Raw genomic sequence first — 16673 nt, 5'->3', positions numbered from 1 at the left:
GGGGCATCCCGCTATCCTGTCGCTGCGACGGCCATCGACCTGGCCGGTCCGGGGGAGCGCACGCCATGGCGGCACGGCACGGCAGACAGCGGCGCACGAGCGCGTGGCGCGCGCTCGGGAAGGGGCTCGCCGCGAGCGTCGCGGTGCTGCTCGTCTCGACGCTCGGCATCGCCGCGTACGCCGTCGCCGACCTCTACGACGACATCCAGGAGCCGCCAACCTTCACGCTCGAGAGCGAGGAGGTGCTCGCCGAGGTCCCTGATATCGGGGTGATGGACGGCGGACTCACCTTCTTCCTCGCCGGGATCGACAAGCGGCCGGCCGACGGCTCCTTCGGCGACCCCGAGGAGGACTCGGCGGTGCTGAACGACGTGAACCTGCTCGTGCACATCGCCCAGGACCACTCGCACGTCGAGGTCGTGAGCTTCCCGCGGGACCTGCTCGTGAGCGTGCCCGAGTGCGCCGACCCGAACGGCGCCGAGGGCGAGACGCTCTCGTCGATGTCGAGCGTGAAGCTCAACACGGTCTTCCAGCACGGCGGCCTGGGCTGCGTGGCGGAGACGGTGGAGGAGCTCGTCGGCATCCCGATCCCGCTGGCCGGTGTGGTGGAGTTCGCCGGGGTGGCGGCGATCAGCGAGGCCATCGGCGGCGTCGAGGTCTGCCTCGTCGACCCGATCGACGACCCGTGGTCGGGGCTGAACCTCGGCGCGGGCACGCACTCGATCTCGGGGCTGACCGCGCTCGCGTTCCTGCGCACGAGGCACGCCGTGGGCGACGGCTCCGACCTCGGCCGCATCTCGAGCCAGCAGGCGTTCATGGCGTCCCTCATGCGCAAGGTGCAGGCCGAGGGCGTGCTCGACGACCCGGTGCGGCTGTACTCGATCGCGAAGGCGGCGCTCGCGAACATGCAGCTCTCGAGCTACCTGCAGGACCCCGCGACGCTCATCGCGATCGCGCGGACGGTGCAGGATCTCGACCTCTCGAAGATCGTGTTCGTGCAGTACCCGACGCGGTACACCGAGGATCTCTCCGCGGTCGTGCCGTCGGACTCCGCCGAGGCGGTCGACGCCGCCCTGCAGGCGGACGCGCCGATCGAGCTCTCGGCGACCGCCACGGACCGCGCCAGCTACGGCACGGCACCGGAGACGCCGGCGCCCGAGGATCCGGCGGTGGGTGATGCGGTGGACGGCGCCGTCGACGAGGCGGCCGCGAGCGATGCGCCCGCGACGGATGCCCCGACGGACCCGCCGACCCTGCCGGACGACGTGACCGGGCAGGCCGGCGACGAGGTGCGCTGCTCGACCGCGAACGCGGGCTGATCAGGGGATCCGAGCTTGCCTCAGCACCTTCTCAGGCCCGAATGGCAGGCTCTGGGGGACGTGGTTCGGTAGAATCGGGGCCTGTCCGTCGCGGGCGTATCGGGGTGCAGACACGAGGCGCTCGCCGGCGGGCATGGAGGGCTGTCCGAGCGGCCGATGGAGCTGGTCTTGAAAACCAGTGGGCAGCAATGCCTCGTGGGTTCGAATCCCACGCCCTCCGCGTCGAATCCCCCAAGCCTGGCAGACGGAAGGAACGCGATTTGCCTCACGACGTGCAGCCCACTTCGCGGCGCTCCGCCAAGACGCCGTCGCTCGCGCGGCACGGCCGGCTCCGCCGCAGCGCGGCGTGGAAGACGATCCTGAAGGGCGTCGCGGCGGTCGCCGCCGTCACGCTCGTCTCCGGCGGCGCGGTCGCGGCCTACGCCGCCTGGGACCTCGCGGCCTCGACGCAGCCCACGGTCACCCTCGATAGCGAGAAGGTGCTCGAGGGCGTGCCCGACGTGGGCGCGATCGAGGGCGGCGTGAACCTCCTCGTCATCGGCAGCGACAGCCGGCAGGGGCAGGGCAACGGCTTCGGCGATCCCGACGAGGAAACCGCCGTGCTGAACGACGTGACCATGCTCATGCACATCGCCGAGGACCACTCGCACGTCGAGGTCGTGAGCTTCCCCCGTGACATGTACGTCTCCGTCCCCGGCACCTGCACCGACCCCGAGAACCCCGACGAGGAGCTGTCGGCGCTCTCGAGCGTGAAGCTGAACAGCGTGCTCTCCTACGGGGGCATGGACTGCGTCGTGAAGACCGTCGAGGAGCTCACGGGCGTCACGATCCCGTTCGCCGGCATCGTGCAGTTCATGGGCGTCGCGGGGCTTTCCGAGGCGATCGGCGGCGTCGAGGTGTGCGTGGCCGAGCCGATCGAGGACCCGTACACCGACACGTACCTCGACGCCGGCATGCACGAGCTCTCCGGGCTCGCCGCCCTGCAGTTCCTCCGCGTGCGCCACGGCGTCGGCGACGGTTCCGACCTCGGCCGCATCTCCAACCAGCAGGTGTTCCTCTCCGCGCTGGCCCGTCAGCTGCAGTCCGACGGGACCCTCGGCGACCCGGTCAAGCTCTACAGCATCGCCAAGGTCGCCCTCGCGAACATGCAGCTCTCGTCGAGCCTCACCGACCCGACGCGCATGATCTCCATCGCGAAGGCGATGAAGGACGTCGACCTGTCGAAGATCGCGTTCATCCAGTACCCGACCGGCTACCAGGACGACGGCGTCATCCCCGCCGAGTCGGCCGAGCTGGTGAACCAGGCGCTGCAGAACGACGAGCCGATCACCTTCGACCCGAACGCCGACCAGACCGACTTCGCGTCGGCCGCCGACCCGACCGCGCCGCCCGCGTCGCCGAGCGCCGAGGTCGCCGCCGAGGGCGACACGGGGGAGGCCCCGGCCGAGGATGCCTCGAGCGACGCCCCCGTCGAGTCGACCCCGCCGCCCGGCTCGCTGCCGAGCGACGTCACCGGGCAGACGGCCGCCGAGGTGCGCTGCTCCGCCGGTCGCACCCTCGCCGACCAGTAGGGCCGGGCGCCCCCTGCCCCTCGAATCGTGATTCGCGGGAGCATCGGGTTATGATGGCACTCGCGTGCGCGCAAGCGTCCGCATGGAGACGTCGCATAGTCCGGTCGAGTGCACCACCCTGCTAAGGTGGAGTCCCCGTAAGGGGACCGCGGGTTCAAATCCCGCCGTCTCCGCCACTCGAAACGCCCCCGCCGTGTGCGGGGGCGTTCGTCGTTTCTGGACGGCGGCGCAGCCTACATCGAGCGCCGCCAGTCTTGTCAACCGGCTCCTGCCCAGCGGGGAGCCGTGGAAGCGTGGCCGCACGAGAAACCGAGAGGAGCGGCGCATGACTGACATCTCGAGCGGGTTCATCGACCCCGGCGACAACAGGGACGCGGACCGCATGGACCTGCCGGTAACGCAGGTCGACGAAGAGGAAGTCGAAGCCCACCGAAGCGGCGAGGTTGAGGAGCCCGAGGGGCAGGGCGCTGGAATCGGTGGCGAACCGAGCCGGCTCCCTGCAGACGGCTCCGGCGGCGACGACTCGGATGGCGCGACTGAGTAAGCCGGGGCTCGGCAGTGACGGGACCATCCCGACTGAGTCCGGGCGGACTGGCAAGCTGTGAAGATGGAGATTCGGCCAGCGCAACCAGGTGACGTCGACACGCTGATCCGCATCGTGCGACGTGCGTACGAACCATACGTGGCACGCATCGGGCGGCGTCCCGCGCCGATGGACGACGACTACCGTGCGCGAGTCCGCGACGGGCAGGTGGCGGTCGCCCTGCTGGAAGAGGTGCCGGTCGGCGTGATCGTCACGGACCTCGCCGCCGATCACCTGTTCGTCGAGAACGTCGCGGTGGATCCCGCCCACCACGGCCACGGAGTCGGGGGCGCGCTGCTCCGACACGCGGAGGGCTTGGCCGAGCGTGCCGGGGTTCCCGAAGTCCGTCTCTACACCAACGCCGCGATGGTCGAGAATCTGGCGATGTACCCCAAGCTCGGATACCAGGAGCGTGGGCGGCGCCATGAGGACGGCTTCGACCGGGTGTACTTCGCCAAGAGGATCGCCCGCTCGACGACTCCTGGCTGAGCGCGGCGCGGTCAGTCGGCGGGCCTGACGGTCAGCGCGATCACCCCGGCCAGCACGACGAGCGTCGCGCCCCCGAGCGCGAAGCCCGGCCAGCCCGCCGCGTGGAAGAGCAGGCCGAGCCCCCAGCCGCCGACGGCGCTGCCGAGGTAGAAGGCGATCGTGTACACCGCGCTCGCATGTGCTCGGGAGTCCGCGGATGCGCGGGCGCCGGTCTCCGCGGAGGCGGCGGCGTGCGTGAGGAACCACGCACCGGTGAACAGGGCGAGGCCGGTGACGACCCCGGCGATCGGCTCGACGCAGCTCAGCGCCAGGCCGGCGCCCATCGCCAGGATCCCGACGAGCACGGTTCCGCGATAGCCCAGGCGCGACACGACGTGCGCGGAGAGTCGCGCGGTCAGCGTGCCGACGAGGTAGCACAGCGTGAGCAGGGCGATGGCCGCCGGCGACAACGAGTACGGCGACTCCTGCAGGCGGAACGTCAGGTAGCTGTACATGCCCACGAAGACGCCGATCAGCAAGAAGGTCTGCAGGGCGATCGAACTCAGCCGGGGGTTCGCGAGCGCGGCGAGGATGCCGGGGACGAGTCTGGCGCGCGATGCGCCGGTGGGCGGCGTGCCCCTCGCCAGCAGCGCGAACGTCACCGCTGCGGTGGCGCTGAGCAGCGCGACCACGGCGAGCGACGCCCGCCAGCCCACCGGCTCGGCGAGGAGTCCGGCGAGCAGTCGTCCGCTCGCACCGCCGAGCGTCGTGCCGGCGACATAGGCCGCGACGGCCCTCGCCGCCGCCGCCGGACCGAGCAGCTCGTGCACGTACGCGACCGCCAGCACGGGGACGGCGGCGAGCAGCGCGCCGCACAGCACGCGGGCGACGAGGAGGGTCTCCACCGTCGGGGCCGCCGCGGACGCCAGCGAGATCGCGGCGGCACCGAGCACGGCCGCCTTCATCGAACGGACCCGCCCCCAGCGTTCGCCGATCGCGACCCACGGCAGCACCGCCAGTCCGAGGCCCATCGTCGCCGCCGAGACGGTGAGCCCGGCCGTTGCGGCGTCGACGCGGAACTCCGCGGCGACGAGCGGGAGGACCCCTTGGATCGCATAGAGATCCGCGAAGGTGGCGAGCCCGGCGCAGACCAGCACCAGGGTCATCCGTGCTGCGACGCCTTCGCTCATGCAGCGACGGTATCCATGCCGCAGAAGCAGCACTAATGAGTTCTTATGGCTAAGGCATAGCATTCCGACATGGAATCTCGACAGCTGCGCGCGTTGGCGCGCTATGCGCCGTTGCTCGCCGCGGTCGCGTCGACCGAATCGGTGGGCGGTGCCGCCGACGAACTCGGCGTCCCGCAGTCGTCGGCGAGCCGCGGGCTCAAGGCGCTGTCGGAGGCGCTCGGCGTGCCCATCGTCCGCCCTGACGGGCGTTCCGTGCGGCTCACGCCCGCCGGGTCTGAGCTTGCTCGAGCGGCGCAGGAGGCGGTGTCGGCGCTGCGGCTGGGAATCGCGGCCGCCATGACGCAGGAGGAGCTGTCGCGACGGGAGCTCTCGGTGGCGTTCCAGACGCAGCTCGGCGAGCAGTTCCTGCCCAGGGCGATCGGGCGGTACCGCCTGCAGCGGCCGCACGTATCCTTCTCGCTCACGCACGGCTCGCGGGACGCGTGCATCGAAGCGGTCGTCGCGGGCGAGGTGATGCTCGCGCTCGTCGCCGATCCGCCGGAACTCGACGCCGTGCACGTGCAGCCGCTGTACGTCGAGCCGCTCGTGGCCGTCGTCCACGCGGGCCATCCGCTGTCGACGGCGAGATCGGTCACCGCGGCCCAGCTCCGGCAGGAGCCGTCGATCCGTCTGAATCGGGGGTACGGCCTGCACGACTCCGTGCTCCGGCTGCTCGGCCGGGCGGGCCCGGTGCCCGAGGCGGCCTTCCAGGTCGACGACTACCGTGTCGCCCACGGGCTCGCGGCCGCGGGGCTCGGCGTCGCGATCCTCCCGCGGAGCTCGAACGGCATCGGCACCGGTGCGGTCGAGATCGCCATCGACGACCCGCTGGCGTCCCGGACCATCGCGGCCCTGGTCCGCCCCGACGCCCGTGGTCTCGCCCAGGAGTTCCTGCTGGCGCTCGCCGAAGCGGCGCGCTGAACGCTCCTCGACGCGTGGCGGCCGCGATTGTCAGTGTATAGTCAATGGCGCTGACTAGCGGCGATGCTGACTGGAGTGATGATGGAGTTGTTCGAGGGCGACCGCACCACGGTCGAGGTCGGCGGCGGTGTCCGCATCGCCGCGACGGTCCGCGGTGATGGACCGCCGCTGCTGCTGCTGCACGGGTATCCGCAGACCCGCTCGATGTGGCGGCTCGTCGCTCCGGAGCTCGCCGAACGGTTCACCGTGGTCGCGAGCGACCTCCGCGGGTACGGCGACTCGGCGAAGCCCATCGGGGAGCACTACGACAAGCGGGCGATGGCAGCGGATCAGCTCGCAGTGATGCGCTCGCTCGGATTCGATCGCTTCGCCGTGGTCGGCCATGACCGCGGCGGACGCGTCGGTCACCGGCTCGCGCTCGATGCGCCCGAGGCCGTCGCCGCGCTCGCCGTGCTCGACATCGTGCCGACCCTGTACATGTTCGAGCACGTCGACCGGGCGATGGCCACCAGCTACTTCCACTGGTTCTTCCTGACCCAGGGCGGCGGACTTCCCGAGACGCTCATCGGCGCCGACCCCCGCGCCTGGCTCGAGAGCCGGTTCCGGGGGCGGGCCCGGCGCCCGGACGTGTTCCCGGCCGAGGTGATGGAGGAGTACGGCCGGTGCTTCGACGCCGACACGATCCGGGCCTCCTGCGCGGACTATCGCGCCGCCGCCGGCGTCGACCTCGAGCACGACCGCGAGGACCGCGCGGCCGGCCGCACGATCGAAGCCCCGCTCCTCGCCCTCTGGGGCGAGTCGAGCTACGTCGGACGCAACTTCGACGTCCTCGCCGTCTGGCGCGAGTTCGCCGCCCACGTGCAGGGCCACGCCGTCGAAGCCGACCACTATCTCGCCGAGGAAGCGCCGGCCGAGACCGCAGCGGCCTTGCGCGCCTTCCTCGAGCAGGGAGGGGCCTGGTGACGGCGGCGGATCGACGCGCGCTGGACCGGCTCCGCTCGCTCGTCGAGATCGAGACGCCGACCGGCGACGCGGACGCCATCGACGCGGCGCACACGCTCATCGACTCCTGGCTGGCCCCCGTCGCGGGGACCGCTGGGGAGATCGTCGAGAGCGACGGGGTGCGGCACCTGCGCTGGAGCGGCGGGGCGTCGCCCTCGGTCCTGCTCCTCGGGCATCTCGACACCGTGTGGCCGCGCGGGACCGCCGCTGCGCGACCGTTCCGAGTCGAGGGCGACCGCATCACCGGCCCCGGCGTCTTCGACATGAAGGCCGGCATCGTGGTGATGGCGGAGGCGCTCGCGAGAGTGGCGCACCCGGAACGGGTGGCGATCCTCTTGACGAGCGACGAGGAGACCGGTTCGATCACCTCGCGCGCCCTCATCGAGCAGGAGGCCAGGCGCTGCGGCACGGTCCTCGTCCTGGAGCCGAGCCTCGACGGTGCCGTGAAGACGGCGCGCCGGGGCGGCAGCATCTACCGCATCGAGGTGCACGGCCGGGCGGCGCACGCCGGACTCGAGCCGGAGCGCGGGCGCAACGCCCTGACCGAGCTCGCGCACCAGGTGCTCGCCCTGCCGGCGCTGGCCGACGCGAGTCTCGGGACGACCGTGAGCCCCACCGTCGCCAGGGCCGGCACTGTCACGAACGCCATTCCCGACCATGCCGAGCTCCGCATCGACGTGCGCGCCTGGTCGGTCGCCGAACTGGAGCGCGTGCACCGGGAGATGCTCGCGCTGCCCACGAGGACGCCCGATGTGGAGCTCGTGCTGCACGGCGGGATCAACCGGCCGCCGATGGAGCCGGAAGCCTCGCAGGAGCTCCTCGCCGTGGCGAGGGGGGTCGCGGCCGAACTCGGGCAGCCCGAGCTCTGCGACGTCGCGGTCGGCGGCGCATCGGACGGCAACTTCACGGCGGCGGCCGGCGCGTCGACGCTCGACGGGCTCGGTCCGAACGGCGGTGGTGCCCATGCGGTCGACGAGTGGGTGTCATTCGCCTCGATGATCGAGCGGATCGCACTCATCGCGGGGGCGATCGACGCCCTCGACGGGGGTCAGTCCGGCTGAGCGGCGTCGCGGCCGGGCGCCCGGCGGACGATGCTCTCGATCATCAGCTCGAGGGCCGTCTCCCAGGCGCGCGGATCGCGGATGCCGGGGAGGCTGCCGGCCCAGGTGATGTTGGGGTAGTCCTCGGGATCGAGTCGGCGGAAGTCGATCTCCCACGTCACCTCGTCGAGCTCGCGGATCTCGGCCGGCTGCGCCTCGATCGCGGCCTGGATGCTCGTCGCCGAGCGCACCAGCTGGCCGAGCGCCCGCGCGTACAAGGCCGATTCCTCGGCGCCGTAGCCCGCGCGGCGCAGCGCGCCGATCATGAAGTCCATCGACCCGAAGTCGGTCGGCCGGCGCGTCGCCATCTGCAGCGCGAACTCCGGGTACCGCATGTAGTGGTCGTGGATGAGGCGGGCCTGGGCGCGGACGTCGGCCACCCAGTCGTCCGTCGCGATCATCGCTCCGGCGTACGATCGGGCGCGCAGGGTGTCGATCAGCACCAGCATCAGCTCGTCCTTGTCGCGGAAGTGCCGGTACAGCGAGGTGGGGTGCGCGCCGAGCTTCTCGCCGATGGCTTGGAAGGTGAGCTTCTCGAGCCCCTCCTGCTGCGCGATCTCCTCGGCTGCGGCGACGATGAGCTCGCGGCTCAGCGAATCCCGGGCGCGCCGTTTCCGGCCCGAGCCGGCGGAGGCTGCGTCAGCTGACTTCGGCGTCGACAAACCGGTCCTCCTTCAAAGCGGTCCTGTGGCGGGCCAGTGGCCCGGCCGGGGCGGATCGCACCCAACCGTACAGCACGCCAGTCTTCCGCATAGTCAACAACGTTGGCGAAGTGGGACTATCCTGCATGCAAGTCAATGATATAGTCAGGCACACTGACTAACGAGATCGGCCTTGCGAAGGAGCAGCGGATGACCGGGACCCACGATCTGCAGGACGAGACGCTGCGCGCGCGATTCGCGGTGCCGCACACGCTCGCCGTCCGCCCGGCGCAGGCCGACCCCGATCTCGCGCTCGTCGTCGAGGATCAGCGGGCCGAATCGTTCGCGAGGCTCTGGCGGGTGGGCGAGGCACCGGGCGAGGAGCTGCCCTTCCCCGTCGCCGTGGGCGCCATCATCGCGGGTGACGGGAACGGCTGGATCGTCGACCTCGCCGACGGGGGCGGATCCGAGGTCGGGTCGCTCGTCGCGACCAGCCTCGACGGGAGCCGTCGGGTGGATCTCACCCCCGGCCGCGAACCCTTCGTCCTGCGCGGCCTCGAGGCCAGCGCCGACGGCTCGCTCGTGCTCGCCTCGATCGTCGACGAACAGGGCTACCACCTGCTGGCGATCCCGGCGCGGCCGTGGGGGCCGGCCTCCGTCGTCCATCACACCGCCGCCGAAGCCTGGTACGGCCAGCCCTCGGCGGACGGGCGGCTCGCATCCATGGACACCACCGACCACAATCCAGGGGTGCGCCGCGCTGCGGTCAGCGTCTTCGAGGTCGCGAGCGGAGCACCGGTCGCGGTGCTCGACGACCTGCCCGCCGGCCCCGTGCGCGCCGTGCGCTTCTCGCCCGAGCCGGGCGACGAGCGCCTCCTCGTCGCGACGGAGCGGACGGGATACGTGCGGCCCGCGATCTGGGATCCGCTGACCGGGGAGCGGGTCGACTTCGAGGCATCCGATCTCGAGGGCGAGGTCATCCCCCTCGACTGGCACGCCGCCGACGGCCGGATCCTCGCCGTGCACGTCTTCGACGGCATCCAGCGCCTGCTGGAGTTCGACGAGCGGACCGGCGCGCACCGGGTCGTGCGCGTGGGCGGGAGCTTCGCCAACCCGGACGTCGCCGACCTGCACGCGTTCCAATGGTCGTCCTGGTATCGCCGCGACGGGGGCGTCGTCGCGCTTCGCTCCGCCTGGGACGTGCCGCTGCATGCCGAACTGATCGACCAGGACGGCACGGTCACGGTCGCGCTCCCGCCGGCGGCGACGCCGCCGGGCGTGCCGTTCACCTCGCACATGGTTCCGAGTGCCGACGGCGTTCCCGTGCAGGTCTGGCTGGGCCTGCCGTCGGGGCGCGCGCCGCTTGGCACGGTGCTCGAAGTGCACGGCGGGCCGAACCTCGTCTTCCTCGACGAGTACAACCCGAGCGCTCAGGCCTGGATCGATGCCGGCTTCGCGTACGCGACGGTGAACTATCGGGGCTCGGTGACCTTCGGGCAAGCCTTCCGCGAAGGCTTCTGGGGGTCGGGCGGAGACCGCGAGATCGACGACATCGCCGCCGCCGTCGGCTGGCTGCGGGAGCAGGGGCTCGGCGACCCGGCCTCGACCTTCATCACCGGCGCGTCCTTCGGCGGGCATCTCACCCTGCTCAGCCTCGGGCGGCTCCCCGAGCTCTTCGCGGGCGGCTTCGCGCACGTCGCGGTCGCGGACTGGGAAGCGGCCATCGCAGCGATGAATCCGGCCGTCCGCGGCGTCTGGCAGACCTGGGTGCCGCCGGAGGCGGTGGCCCGCTACTCGGCGGTGAGCTACGTCGACCGGGTGCGCGGCTCGGCCTGGATCAATCAAGGCGCGCTCGACACCAGGACCCCGGTCGTCGGCGTGCAGCGCTTCGTGGACGAGATCGCCGCCCGGGGCGGCGACGTCGTGCTGCGAATCTTCGACGGCGGCCACGAGCCGACCGGTCTCGAGCTGCTCGAATCCGAGCAGCGGATCATGATCGAGCTCGCACACCGCACGCTCGACGGTCGCCGCTGGAGCGACGGCGCGGAGCGCCCCGCCTCCGCGGCGGGAGCATCCAGCATTTAGTCATCCGCATTGACTAGGGGCATTGCTAACTAGCCGCGTCCCGCCTAGAGTCAAACCACCCCGGCCCCCGCCGGGTGTGGCTCACGAGGTTCCACACGATCACGGAGTTCCCCAATGCAGAGGTCTCAGGTATCACCGCCCACGCGGCGCCGGCTGGTCCACGCCGCCGCAGCGATCATCGCGACGCTCGCCGTCGTGTCCGTCTCGGCCTGCTCGACGACGAGCGCCCCTCCGAGCGACACCCCGAACACCACGGTCACCGAGGGCGGCGAACTCGTCATCGGTGCCGAGCAGGAGCCCGACTGCGCCGACTGGATCGCCACCTGCGGCGGGTCCATCTGGGGCACCTACGTCATGCAGATCCCCACCATGCCGGCCGTGTTCGAGACCCGCCTCGTCGACGACGTCTGGTCGCCCGTCGCCTCCGACCTCATGAGCGAGGAGCCGGAAGCGGTCATGCAGGGCGAGAAGCAGGTCATCACCTACCGTCTGAACCCCGAGGCGGTCTGGTCCGACGGGACGCCGATCACCTCGGCCGACCTCTCCTACACGGCCCTCCAGATCCGCGACGGCGACGACATCTTCGACAAGACCGGCTACACCGGCATCGAGTCCATCGAGACGCCCGACCCGCAGACCGCGATCGTGACGCTCAGCGGCCCGTACGCCGGCTGGCGCTCGCTGTTCAGCGTCTACGGCGTGCTCCCCGCGCACCTGCTCGAGGGGCAGGACCGGGCGGCGATCATGAAGGACGGCTACGACTTCAGCGGCGGCCCGTGGAAGATCGACTCCTGGAACCGCGGCACCTCCGTCACCCTCGTGCCCAACGAGAACTACTGGGGCGAGAAGCCGCACCTCGAGAAGGTCACCTTCATGTTCCTCCCCGACACTGCGGCCGCCTTCCAGGCCCTGAAGAGCGGGCAGGTCGACGCGCTCTACCCATCGGCGCAGCTCGACGCCGTCAAGCAGATCGAAGCGGGCCTGCCCGGGATCAGCTCGGCGGTCGACGCCCGGAGCGGCAACCTCGAGGCGCTCTGGTTCAACAACTCGGTCGCCCCGTTCGACTCGAAGGCCGTCCGAACGGCGGTCGCCTACTCCCTCGACCGGGACGCCATCGTCAAGCGGCTCTTCGGAGACCTCGGCGTCGAGTCCGCGCAGCAGAGCTTCAACACGCCGATCGTGGGCGCCTTCGGCAGCGACGACTTCTCCGTCTACACGACCGATCTCGACCGCGTCGACGAGATCATGACGGCCGACGGGTGGAAGAAGAACGCGGACGGGGTCTGGGCGAAGGGCGGCGAGACCGCCTCGTTCACCCTGAACACCCTGGCCGGGAACAAGCGGCGCGACCTCACCGTGCAGATCATCCAGTCCCAGCTGCAGGAAGCCGGCTTCGAGATGGACATCAAGGCGGTGACCCCCGCCGACCTCTTCGGCACCATCGCGCCGCAGGGCGACTTCCAGGCCGGGCTGTGGGCGATCGTCGACACCTTCCCGGACCCGACGCTCAGCTCCTCGTTCGGCTCGGCGAACATCCCCAGCGAGGCGAACGGCTTCTCCGGCATCAACTTCTACCGGGTCGACGTCCCCGAGCTCGACCCGCTCCTCGCGGAGATCGACAGCGAACTCGACCTGGACGCCCGCGTCGCCGCCTCGCAGGAAGCCGACGCGATCATCGCCGAGGAAGTGCCGTCCATCCCGATCGACACCGTGCCGAACGTGCTCCTCTGGAGCGAGAAGGTCGGCGGCCCGCTGAGCATCAACCCGGTCGAAGGTCCCTTCTGGAATCTCGCGGCCTGGGGTCTCGCCGGCTGACGCCGGGCGGCAACGGCCCAGGAGAGGACGACGGTGTTCACCTTCATCATCCGACGCGTGCTGTATTCGATCCCGGTGATCCTGGTGGCTTCGTTCGTGCTCTTCTGGGCCGTTCGCTCGACCTTCGATCCGCTCGCGAAGCTCCGCCAGGCGCACGACCCGAGCGTCATCCAGCGCGAGATCGAACGACTCGGGCTCGACCGCTCGATCGTCGAGCAGTACTTCCTCTGGCTCAAGGCGTTCGTGACCGGCGACTGGGGCACGAGCTCGCGCACCGGCTCGCCCGTGTTCCAGCTGATCGGCGAGGCGCTCTGGCCGACCGCGCAACTCGCGTTCTGGGGCCTGCTCGTCGCCGTCGTGATCGCGGGCGCCGTCAGCGTCTACTCGGCGGTTCGGCGGTACTCGTTGGGTGACAACCTCCTCACGGGCGCGTCCTACCTCGGCATCGCCATGCCGGCGTTCTGGTTCGGTCTCATCCTCATCCAGACCTTCGCGGTGTGGCCGAAGGAGCAGTTCGGCCTCGCCGAGCCGCCGCTGTACTTCGTCGGCCTCCACTCGCCGGGGGAGTCCGGCTTCAACCTGGACTACCTGCGCCACCTCGTGCTTCCGGTCGCCGCGCTCATGATCGCCCTCGTCGCGACGTGGAGCCGCTTCGGGCGCGCGGCGATGCTCGACGCCCTGTCCAGCGACTACGTGCGCACGGCGCGGGCGAAGGGCGTCCCCCGGCGCCAGATCATCTGGCGGCACGCCGTGCGCAACTCGCTCGCCCCGTTCGTGACGGTCGTCGCGCTGGATGCCGCCGTGCTGATCGGCGGGCTCGTCGTCACCGAGCAGATCTTCGCGATCCCGGGCATGGGACGCCTCTTCCTCGACTCCCTCGTCGCCGGGGACGTCTTCGTCCTCCTGCCGTGGATGATCGTCGTCGCGATCGCCGTCGTGATCTGCAATCTGCTGGCCGACATCGGCTACGCACTACTGGATCCGAGAGTGAGGCTGCGATGAGCGGGGCAGGACTGGCAGGCAACGAAGAACTCCTCGCCGAGCAAGGGGCGCAGCAGGGCTCGGCCCGCCAACTCCTCCGGCGCTTCCGCGCGCACCGGCTCGCCTTCGCGAGCACCATCGTGCTGCTCGTGCTCATCGTCGTGTGCTTCGGCGCCGACTGGATCGCACCCTTCCCCCAGGGCAAGCAGGATCTGCTGCTGGGGCCGACCCCGCCGTCCCTCGAACACCTCCTGGGCACCGACGAACTCGGCCGCGACTTCCTGAGCGAGATCCTCTACGCCGGCCGCATCTCGCTCGCCATCGGCCTGTTCGTCGCCCTGCTCTCCACGTTCGTCGGCACCGCGCTCGGCGCGGTCGCCGGCTACGTCGGCGGCACGCTGGGTGAGCTGCTCATGCGGATCACCGACCTCTTCCTGATCGTCCCGGCCATCGCGCTGCTCGCCGTCATCGTCCAGGGCCTGGGGCCCTCACCGGTCACGATCGTGTTCGCGCTCACGGCACTCGGCTGGACCTACATCGCCCGCGTCGTGCGAGCGCAGGTCCTCTCGCTCCGGGAGAAGGACTTCATCGAGGCGGCGCGAGGGATCGGCGCGTCGAACCTGCGCATCATCGTGTCGCATCTGCTGCCCAACCTCGCCGGGGTGCTCGCAGTGGGCATGAGCCTCGCCGTGGCCTCCGCGATCATCGCGGAGTCGACGCTCAGCTTCCTCGGTTTCGGCGTGCAGTCGCCGCAGACGAGCTGGGGATCCATGCTCAGCCAGGCGGCCGGATACGTGGGAACGCCGCAGGTGTACCTGCTCTACTTCCCCGGCCTGTTCATCCTCGTCACGGTCCTCGCCGTCAACTTCATCGGCGACGGGCTCCGGGACGCACTCGATCCGCAAGGGAAGCACCTGTGAGCGCCGAAGTCCTGCTCGAAGTCGAGCACCTCTCGATCGCCTTTCCCACCGAAACCGGGCTCGCCCGCACGGTCGACGACGTCTCCTTCGTGCTCCACGCGGGCGAGACCCTCGGCATCGTCGGCGAGTCGGGGTCGGGGAAGTCGATGACCGCGATGGCGATCATGGGCATCCTGCCGAAGTCGGCGATCGTCACCGGTTCGATCCGCCTCCGCGGCCGGGAGCTGCTCGGGCTCTCCGACGACGAACTGCGCGAAGTGCGCGGCCGTCGGATCGCGATCGTGTTCCAGGACGCGCTGGCGGCGCTGAACCCGGTGATGACCGTCGGCGACCAGCTCGTCGAGGCCGTCCGGGTGCACCGCCCGGACCTGAGCGCCGCGGAGCACCGCGCCCGGGCGATCGAGCTGCTCGCCCTGGTGGGCATCCCCTCGCCGGAGCAGCGGATGGCCCGCTACCCGCATGAGTTCTCGGGCGGCATGCGCCAGCGCGTCATGATCGGGATGAGCATCGCGAACGAACCCGAACTGCTCATCGCCGACGAGGCGACCACCGCCCTCGACGTCACCGTGCAGGCCCAGATCCTCGACGTGCTGCGCGAGGTGCAGGCCCGCACCGGGACGACCGTCATGCTCATCACGCACGACCTCGGCGTCGTGGCCGGCAGCGCCGATCGCGTGCTCGTCATGTACTCCGGCGGGGTGGTCGAGTCCGCCCCAGTCGAGCCGATCTTCTACGACACCGCGCACCCGTACACCGCGGGTCTGCTCGCCTCCCTTCCCAGGCTCGACCGGCGTTCCCGCGACGAGCGGCTGTTCCAGATCCCCGGGCAGCCACCGTTGCCCACCGCGTGGCCCGCTGGGTGCCGCTTCGCCCCGCGGTGCCGGCACGCCGTCGCCGGGCGCTGCGACGTCGCCGTTCCGGCGGCGGTCGAGGTGGGCGCGGGGCACACCGCGGCGTGCGTGCGCATCGGCGAGTGGCAGGAGGAGGCGCGATGACGGCGACACTGCAGGTCGACGGCCTGGTCAAGGAGTACCGCGTCGGCGGTGGCGGCCTCTTCGGGCGCGGCGGTGAGACGGTGCGCGCGGTCTCCGAGGTGAGCCTGGAGGTCGAAGCCGGGCGGACCTACGGGCTCGTCGGCGAGTCGGGCTGCGGGAAGTCCACGCTCGGCCGCACCGTCTCGCGGCTGCAGACGGCGAACGCGGGCAGCATCACCCTCGACGGCGAGGACATCACCTCACTGACCGGCTCGGCGCTGCGAGGGCTCCGGCGCAGGATCCAGTTCGTCTTCCAGGACCCGTACGCCTCGCTGAACCCGCGCAAGACGGTGCGAGCCGCCCTCAGCGAACCGCTCGAGATCCACGGGCTGCACCGCAAGAACCGTGCGGCTCGGGTGAACGAACTCCTCGAGCAGGTCGGTCTGAGCTCGCGTCATGGCGATCGGTTCCCGCACGAGTTCTCGGGAGGCCAGCGCCAGCGCATCGGCATCGCCCGGGCGCTCGCCGTCGAGCCGTCGCTCATCGTCCTCGACGAACCGGTGAGCGCACTCGACGTCAGCGTCCAAGCGGGCGTGCTGAACCTGCTCGACGACCTCCAGCGCGACCTCGGCCTGGGCTACCTGTTCATCGCGCACGACCTGTCGGTGGTCAGGCACCTCAGCGACCGCGTCGGCGTGATGTACCTCGGCAAGCTCGTCGAGGAGGCGCCGGTGGACCAGCTGTTCGAGCACGCGAAGCACCCGTACACCCAGGCGCTGCTCTCCGCGATCCCGGTTCCGGACCCGAGGGTCGAGCGTGCACGGCAGCGCATCGTCCTGAGCGGCGACGTGCCGAGCCCGGTCGACCCGCCATCCGGGTGCCGGTTCCGCACGCGGTGCTGGAAGGCGACGGAGCGCTGCGCGACGGTCGAGCCGCCGCTCGCCGAGCTCGGCGACGGCCAGCGGGTCGCCTGCCACTACCCGGAAGAGCGGGCCGTGGTCTAGGGCCGCGGTCATCCTGCGCAGACATCCCATCGAGACATCCCCGCACACTCATGAAGGTCA

At 70.9% G+C, this 16673-nt stretch carries 15 protein-coding genes and 2 tRNA genes; 15 read left to right on the top strand and 2 right to left on the bottom strand.

Translation table 11 applies throughout. The features are described 5' to 3' along the window. The first annotated feature begins 65 nt into the window (after positions 1-65). From ACFWE1_RS17310 to ACFWE1_RS17285, 6 genes are all read left to right on the top strand, one after another. Entirely contained in the window at positions 66-1319 is a 1254-nt protein-coding gene (locus ACFWE1_RS17310) for an LCP family protein (RefSeq protein ID WP_376934729.1), read from the top strand. A 135-nt stretch (positions 1320-1454) separates the two neighbouring features. Beyond that, a tRNA-Ser gene (locus ACFWE1_RS17305) sits at positions 1455-1539 on the top strand. 52 nt (positions 1540-1591) lie between these two features. Then, positions 1592-2890, top strand: a complete 1299-nt coding sequence (locus tag ACFWE1_RS17300; protein WP_376934728.1) for an LCP family protein — start codon at positions 1592-1594, stop codon at positions 2888-2890. A gap of 84 nt (positions 2891-2974) precedes the next feature. Beyond that, a tRNA-Ser gene (locus ACFWE1_RS17295) sits at positions 2975-3066 on the top strand. Positions 3067-3215: 149 nt separating this feature from the next. After that, complete coding sequence (locus ACFWE1_RS17290) at positions 3216-3434, top strand: hypothetical protein (protein ID WP_376934727.1); 219 nt, start codon at positions 3216-3218, stop codon at positions 3432-3434. A gap of 138 nt (positions 3435-3572) precedes the next feature. Then, positions 3573-3962, top strand: coding sequence for a GNAT family N-acetyltransferase (locus ACFWE1_RS17285; RefSeq protein ID WP_376934726.1), 390 nt, complete (start codon positions 3573-3575; stop codon positions 3960-3962). A gap of 11 nt (positions 3963-3973) precedes the next feature. On the opposite strand, the gene ACFWE1_RS17280 is transcribed toward ACFWE1_RS17285, so the two are convergent. Then, positions 3974-5131: an MFS transporter gene (locus tag ACFWE1_RS17280; protein ID WP_376934725.1), complete on the bottom strand. Its 1158-nt coding sequence runs from the start codon at positions 5129-5131 to the stop codon at positions 3974-3976. A 69-nt stretch (positions 5132-5200) separates the two neighbouring features. On the opposite strand from ACFWE1_RS17280, the gene ACFWE1_RS17275 reads away from it, so the two are divergent. The 3 genes from ACFWE1_RS17275 (at position 5201) to ACFWE1_RS17265 (ending at position 8154) form a co-directional block, all read left to right on the top strand. Then, positions 5201-6091, top strand: a complete 891-nt coding sequence (locus ACFWE1_RS17275; protein ID WP_376934724.1) for a LysR family transcriptional regulator — start codon at positions 5201-5203, stop codon at positions 6089-6091. A gap of 78 nt (positions 6092-6169) precedes the next feature. After that, on the top strand, positions 6170-7054 hold the full coding sequence (locus ACFWE1_RS17270) for an alpha/beta fold hydrolase (RefSeq protein WP_376934723.1): 885 nt from the start codon (positions 6170-6172) through the stop codon (positions 7052-7054). Next, positions 7051-8154: a M20 family metallopeptidase gene (locus ACFWE1_RS17265; protein ID WP_376934722.1), complete on the top strand. Its 1104-nt coding sequence runs from the start codon at positions 7051-7053 to the stop codon at positions 8152-8154. Before ACFWE1_RS17270 ends, ACFWE1_RS17265 begins: the two co-directional genes overlap by 4 nt. Here ACFWE1_RS17265 and ACFWE1_RS17260 read toward each other — a convergent pair. Further along, entirely contained in the window at positions 8142-8855 is a 714-nt protein-coding gene (locus ACFWE1_RS17260; RefSeq protein WP_376934721.1) for a TetR/AcrR family transcriptional regulator, read from the bottom strand. The genes ACFWE1_RS17265 and ACFWE1_RS17260 overlap by 13 nt on opposite strands. Before the next feature lie 189 nt (positions 8856-9044). Between ACFWE1_RS17260 and ACFWE1_RS17255 the strand changes: the two genes are divergently transcribed. The 6 genes from ACFWE1_RS17255 to ACFWE1_RS17230 all read left to right on the top strand — a co-directional run bounded on the left by ACFWE1_RS17255 (position 9045) and on the right by ACFWE1_RS17230 (position 16613). Further along, positions 9045-10919, top strand: a complete 1875-nt coding sequence (locus ACFWE1_RS17255) for a prolyl oligopeptidase family serine peptidase (RefSeq protein ID WP_376934720.1) — start codon at positions 9045-9047, stop codon at positions 10917-10919. Positions 10920-11033: 114 nt separating this feature from the next. Further along, the gene (locus ACFWE1_RS17250; RefSeq protein ID WP_376934719.1) at positions 11034-12734 is read left to right on the top strand and encodes an ABC transporter substrate-binding protein; all 1701 of its coding nucleotides are present in this window, start codon (positions 11034-11036) and stop codon (positions 12732-12734) included. 33 nt (positions 12735-12767) lie between these two features. Then, on the top strand, positions 12768-13736 hold the full coding sequence (locus ACFWE1_RS17245; RefSeq protein WP_189085346.1) for an ABC transporter permease: 969 nt from the start codon (positions 12768-12770) through the stop codon (positions 13734-13736). Beyond that, positions 13733-14635 (top strand): ABC transporter permease, encoded by a 903-nt coding sequence (locus ACFWE1_RS17240; protein WP_376934718.1) that lies wholly within the window; start codon positions 13733-13735, stop codon positions 14633-14635. The genes ACFWE1_RS17245 and ACFWE1_RS17240 overlap by 4 nt, the downstream gene beginning before the upstream one ends. Then, complete coding sequence (locus ACFWE1_RS17235; RefSeq protein ID WP_376934717.1) at positions 14632-15630, top strand: ABC transporter ATP-binding protein; 999 nt, start codon at positions 14632-14634, stop codon at positions 15628-15630. The genes ACFWE1_RS17240 and ACFWE1_RS17235 overlap by 4 nt, the downstream gene beginning before the upstream one ends. Further along, positions 15627-16613, top strand: coding sequence for an ABC transporter ATP-binding protein (locus ACFWE1_RS17230; protein ID WP_376934716.1), 987 nt, complete (start codon positions 15627-15629; stop codon positions 16611-16613). Before ACFWE1_RS17235 ends, ACFWE1_RS17230 begins: the two co-directional genes overlap by 4 nt. The last annotated feature ends 60 nt before the right edge of the window (positions 16614-16673 follow it).

The sequence above is a fragment of the Agromyces sp. NPDC060279 genome, from assembly GCF_042726785.1.
GTDB lineage: Bacteria > Actinomycetota > Actinomycetes > Actinomycetales > Microbacteriaceae > Agromyces.
The sequence above is the reverse complement of the archived record's forward strand: the minus strand, read 5'-3'. Positions and strand labels throughout refer to the sequence as shown.

Bases quoted from the DNA above. Each gene is read 5' to 3' on its own strand.
- ACFWE1_RS17310 (WP_376934729.1), top strand. From the start codon at position 66: ATGGCGGCACGGCACGGCAGACAGCGGCGCACGAGCGCGTGGCGCGCG.
- ACFWE1_RS17290 (WP_376934727.1), top strand. From the start codon at position 3,216: ATGACTGACATCTCGAGCGGGTTCATCGACCCCGGCGACAACAGGGAC.
- ACFWE1_RS17280 (WP_376934725.1), bottom strand. From the start codon at position 5,131: ATGAGCGAAGGCGTCGCAGCACGGATGACCCTGGTGCTGGTCTGCGCC.
- ACFWE1_RS17275 (WP_376934724.1), top strand. From the start codon at position 5,201: ATGGAATCTCGACAGCTGCGCGCGTTGGCGCGCTATGCGCCGTTGCTC.
- ACFWE1_RS17270 (WP_376934723.1), top strand. From the start codon at position 6,170: ATGATGGAGTTGTTCGAGGGCGACCGCACCACGGTCGAGGTCGGCGGC.
- ACFWE1_RS17255 (WP_376934720.1), top strand. From the start codon at position 9,045: ATGACCGGGACCCACGATCTGCAGGACGAGACGCTGCGCGCGCGATTC.
- ACFWE1_RS17250 (WP_376934719.1), top strand. From the start codon at position 11,034: ATGCAGAGGTCTCAGGTATCACCGCCCACGCGGCGCCGGCTGGTCCAC.
- ACFWE1_RS17240 (WP_376934718.1), top strand. From the start codon at position 13,733: ATGAGCGGGGCAGGACTGGCAGGCAACGAAGAACTCCTCGCCGAGCAA.
- ACFWE1_RS17230 (WP_376934716.1), top strand. From the start codon at position 15,627: ATGACGGCGACACTGCAGGTCGACGGCCTGGTCAAGGAGTACCGCGTC.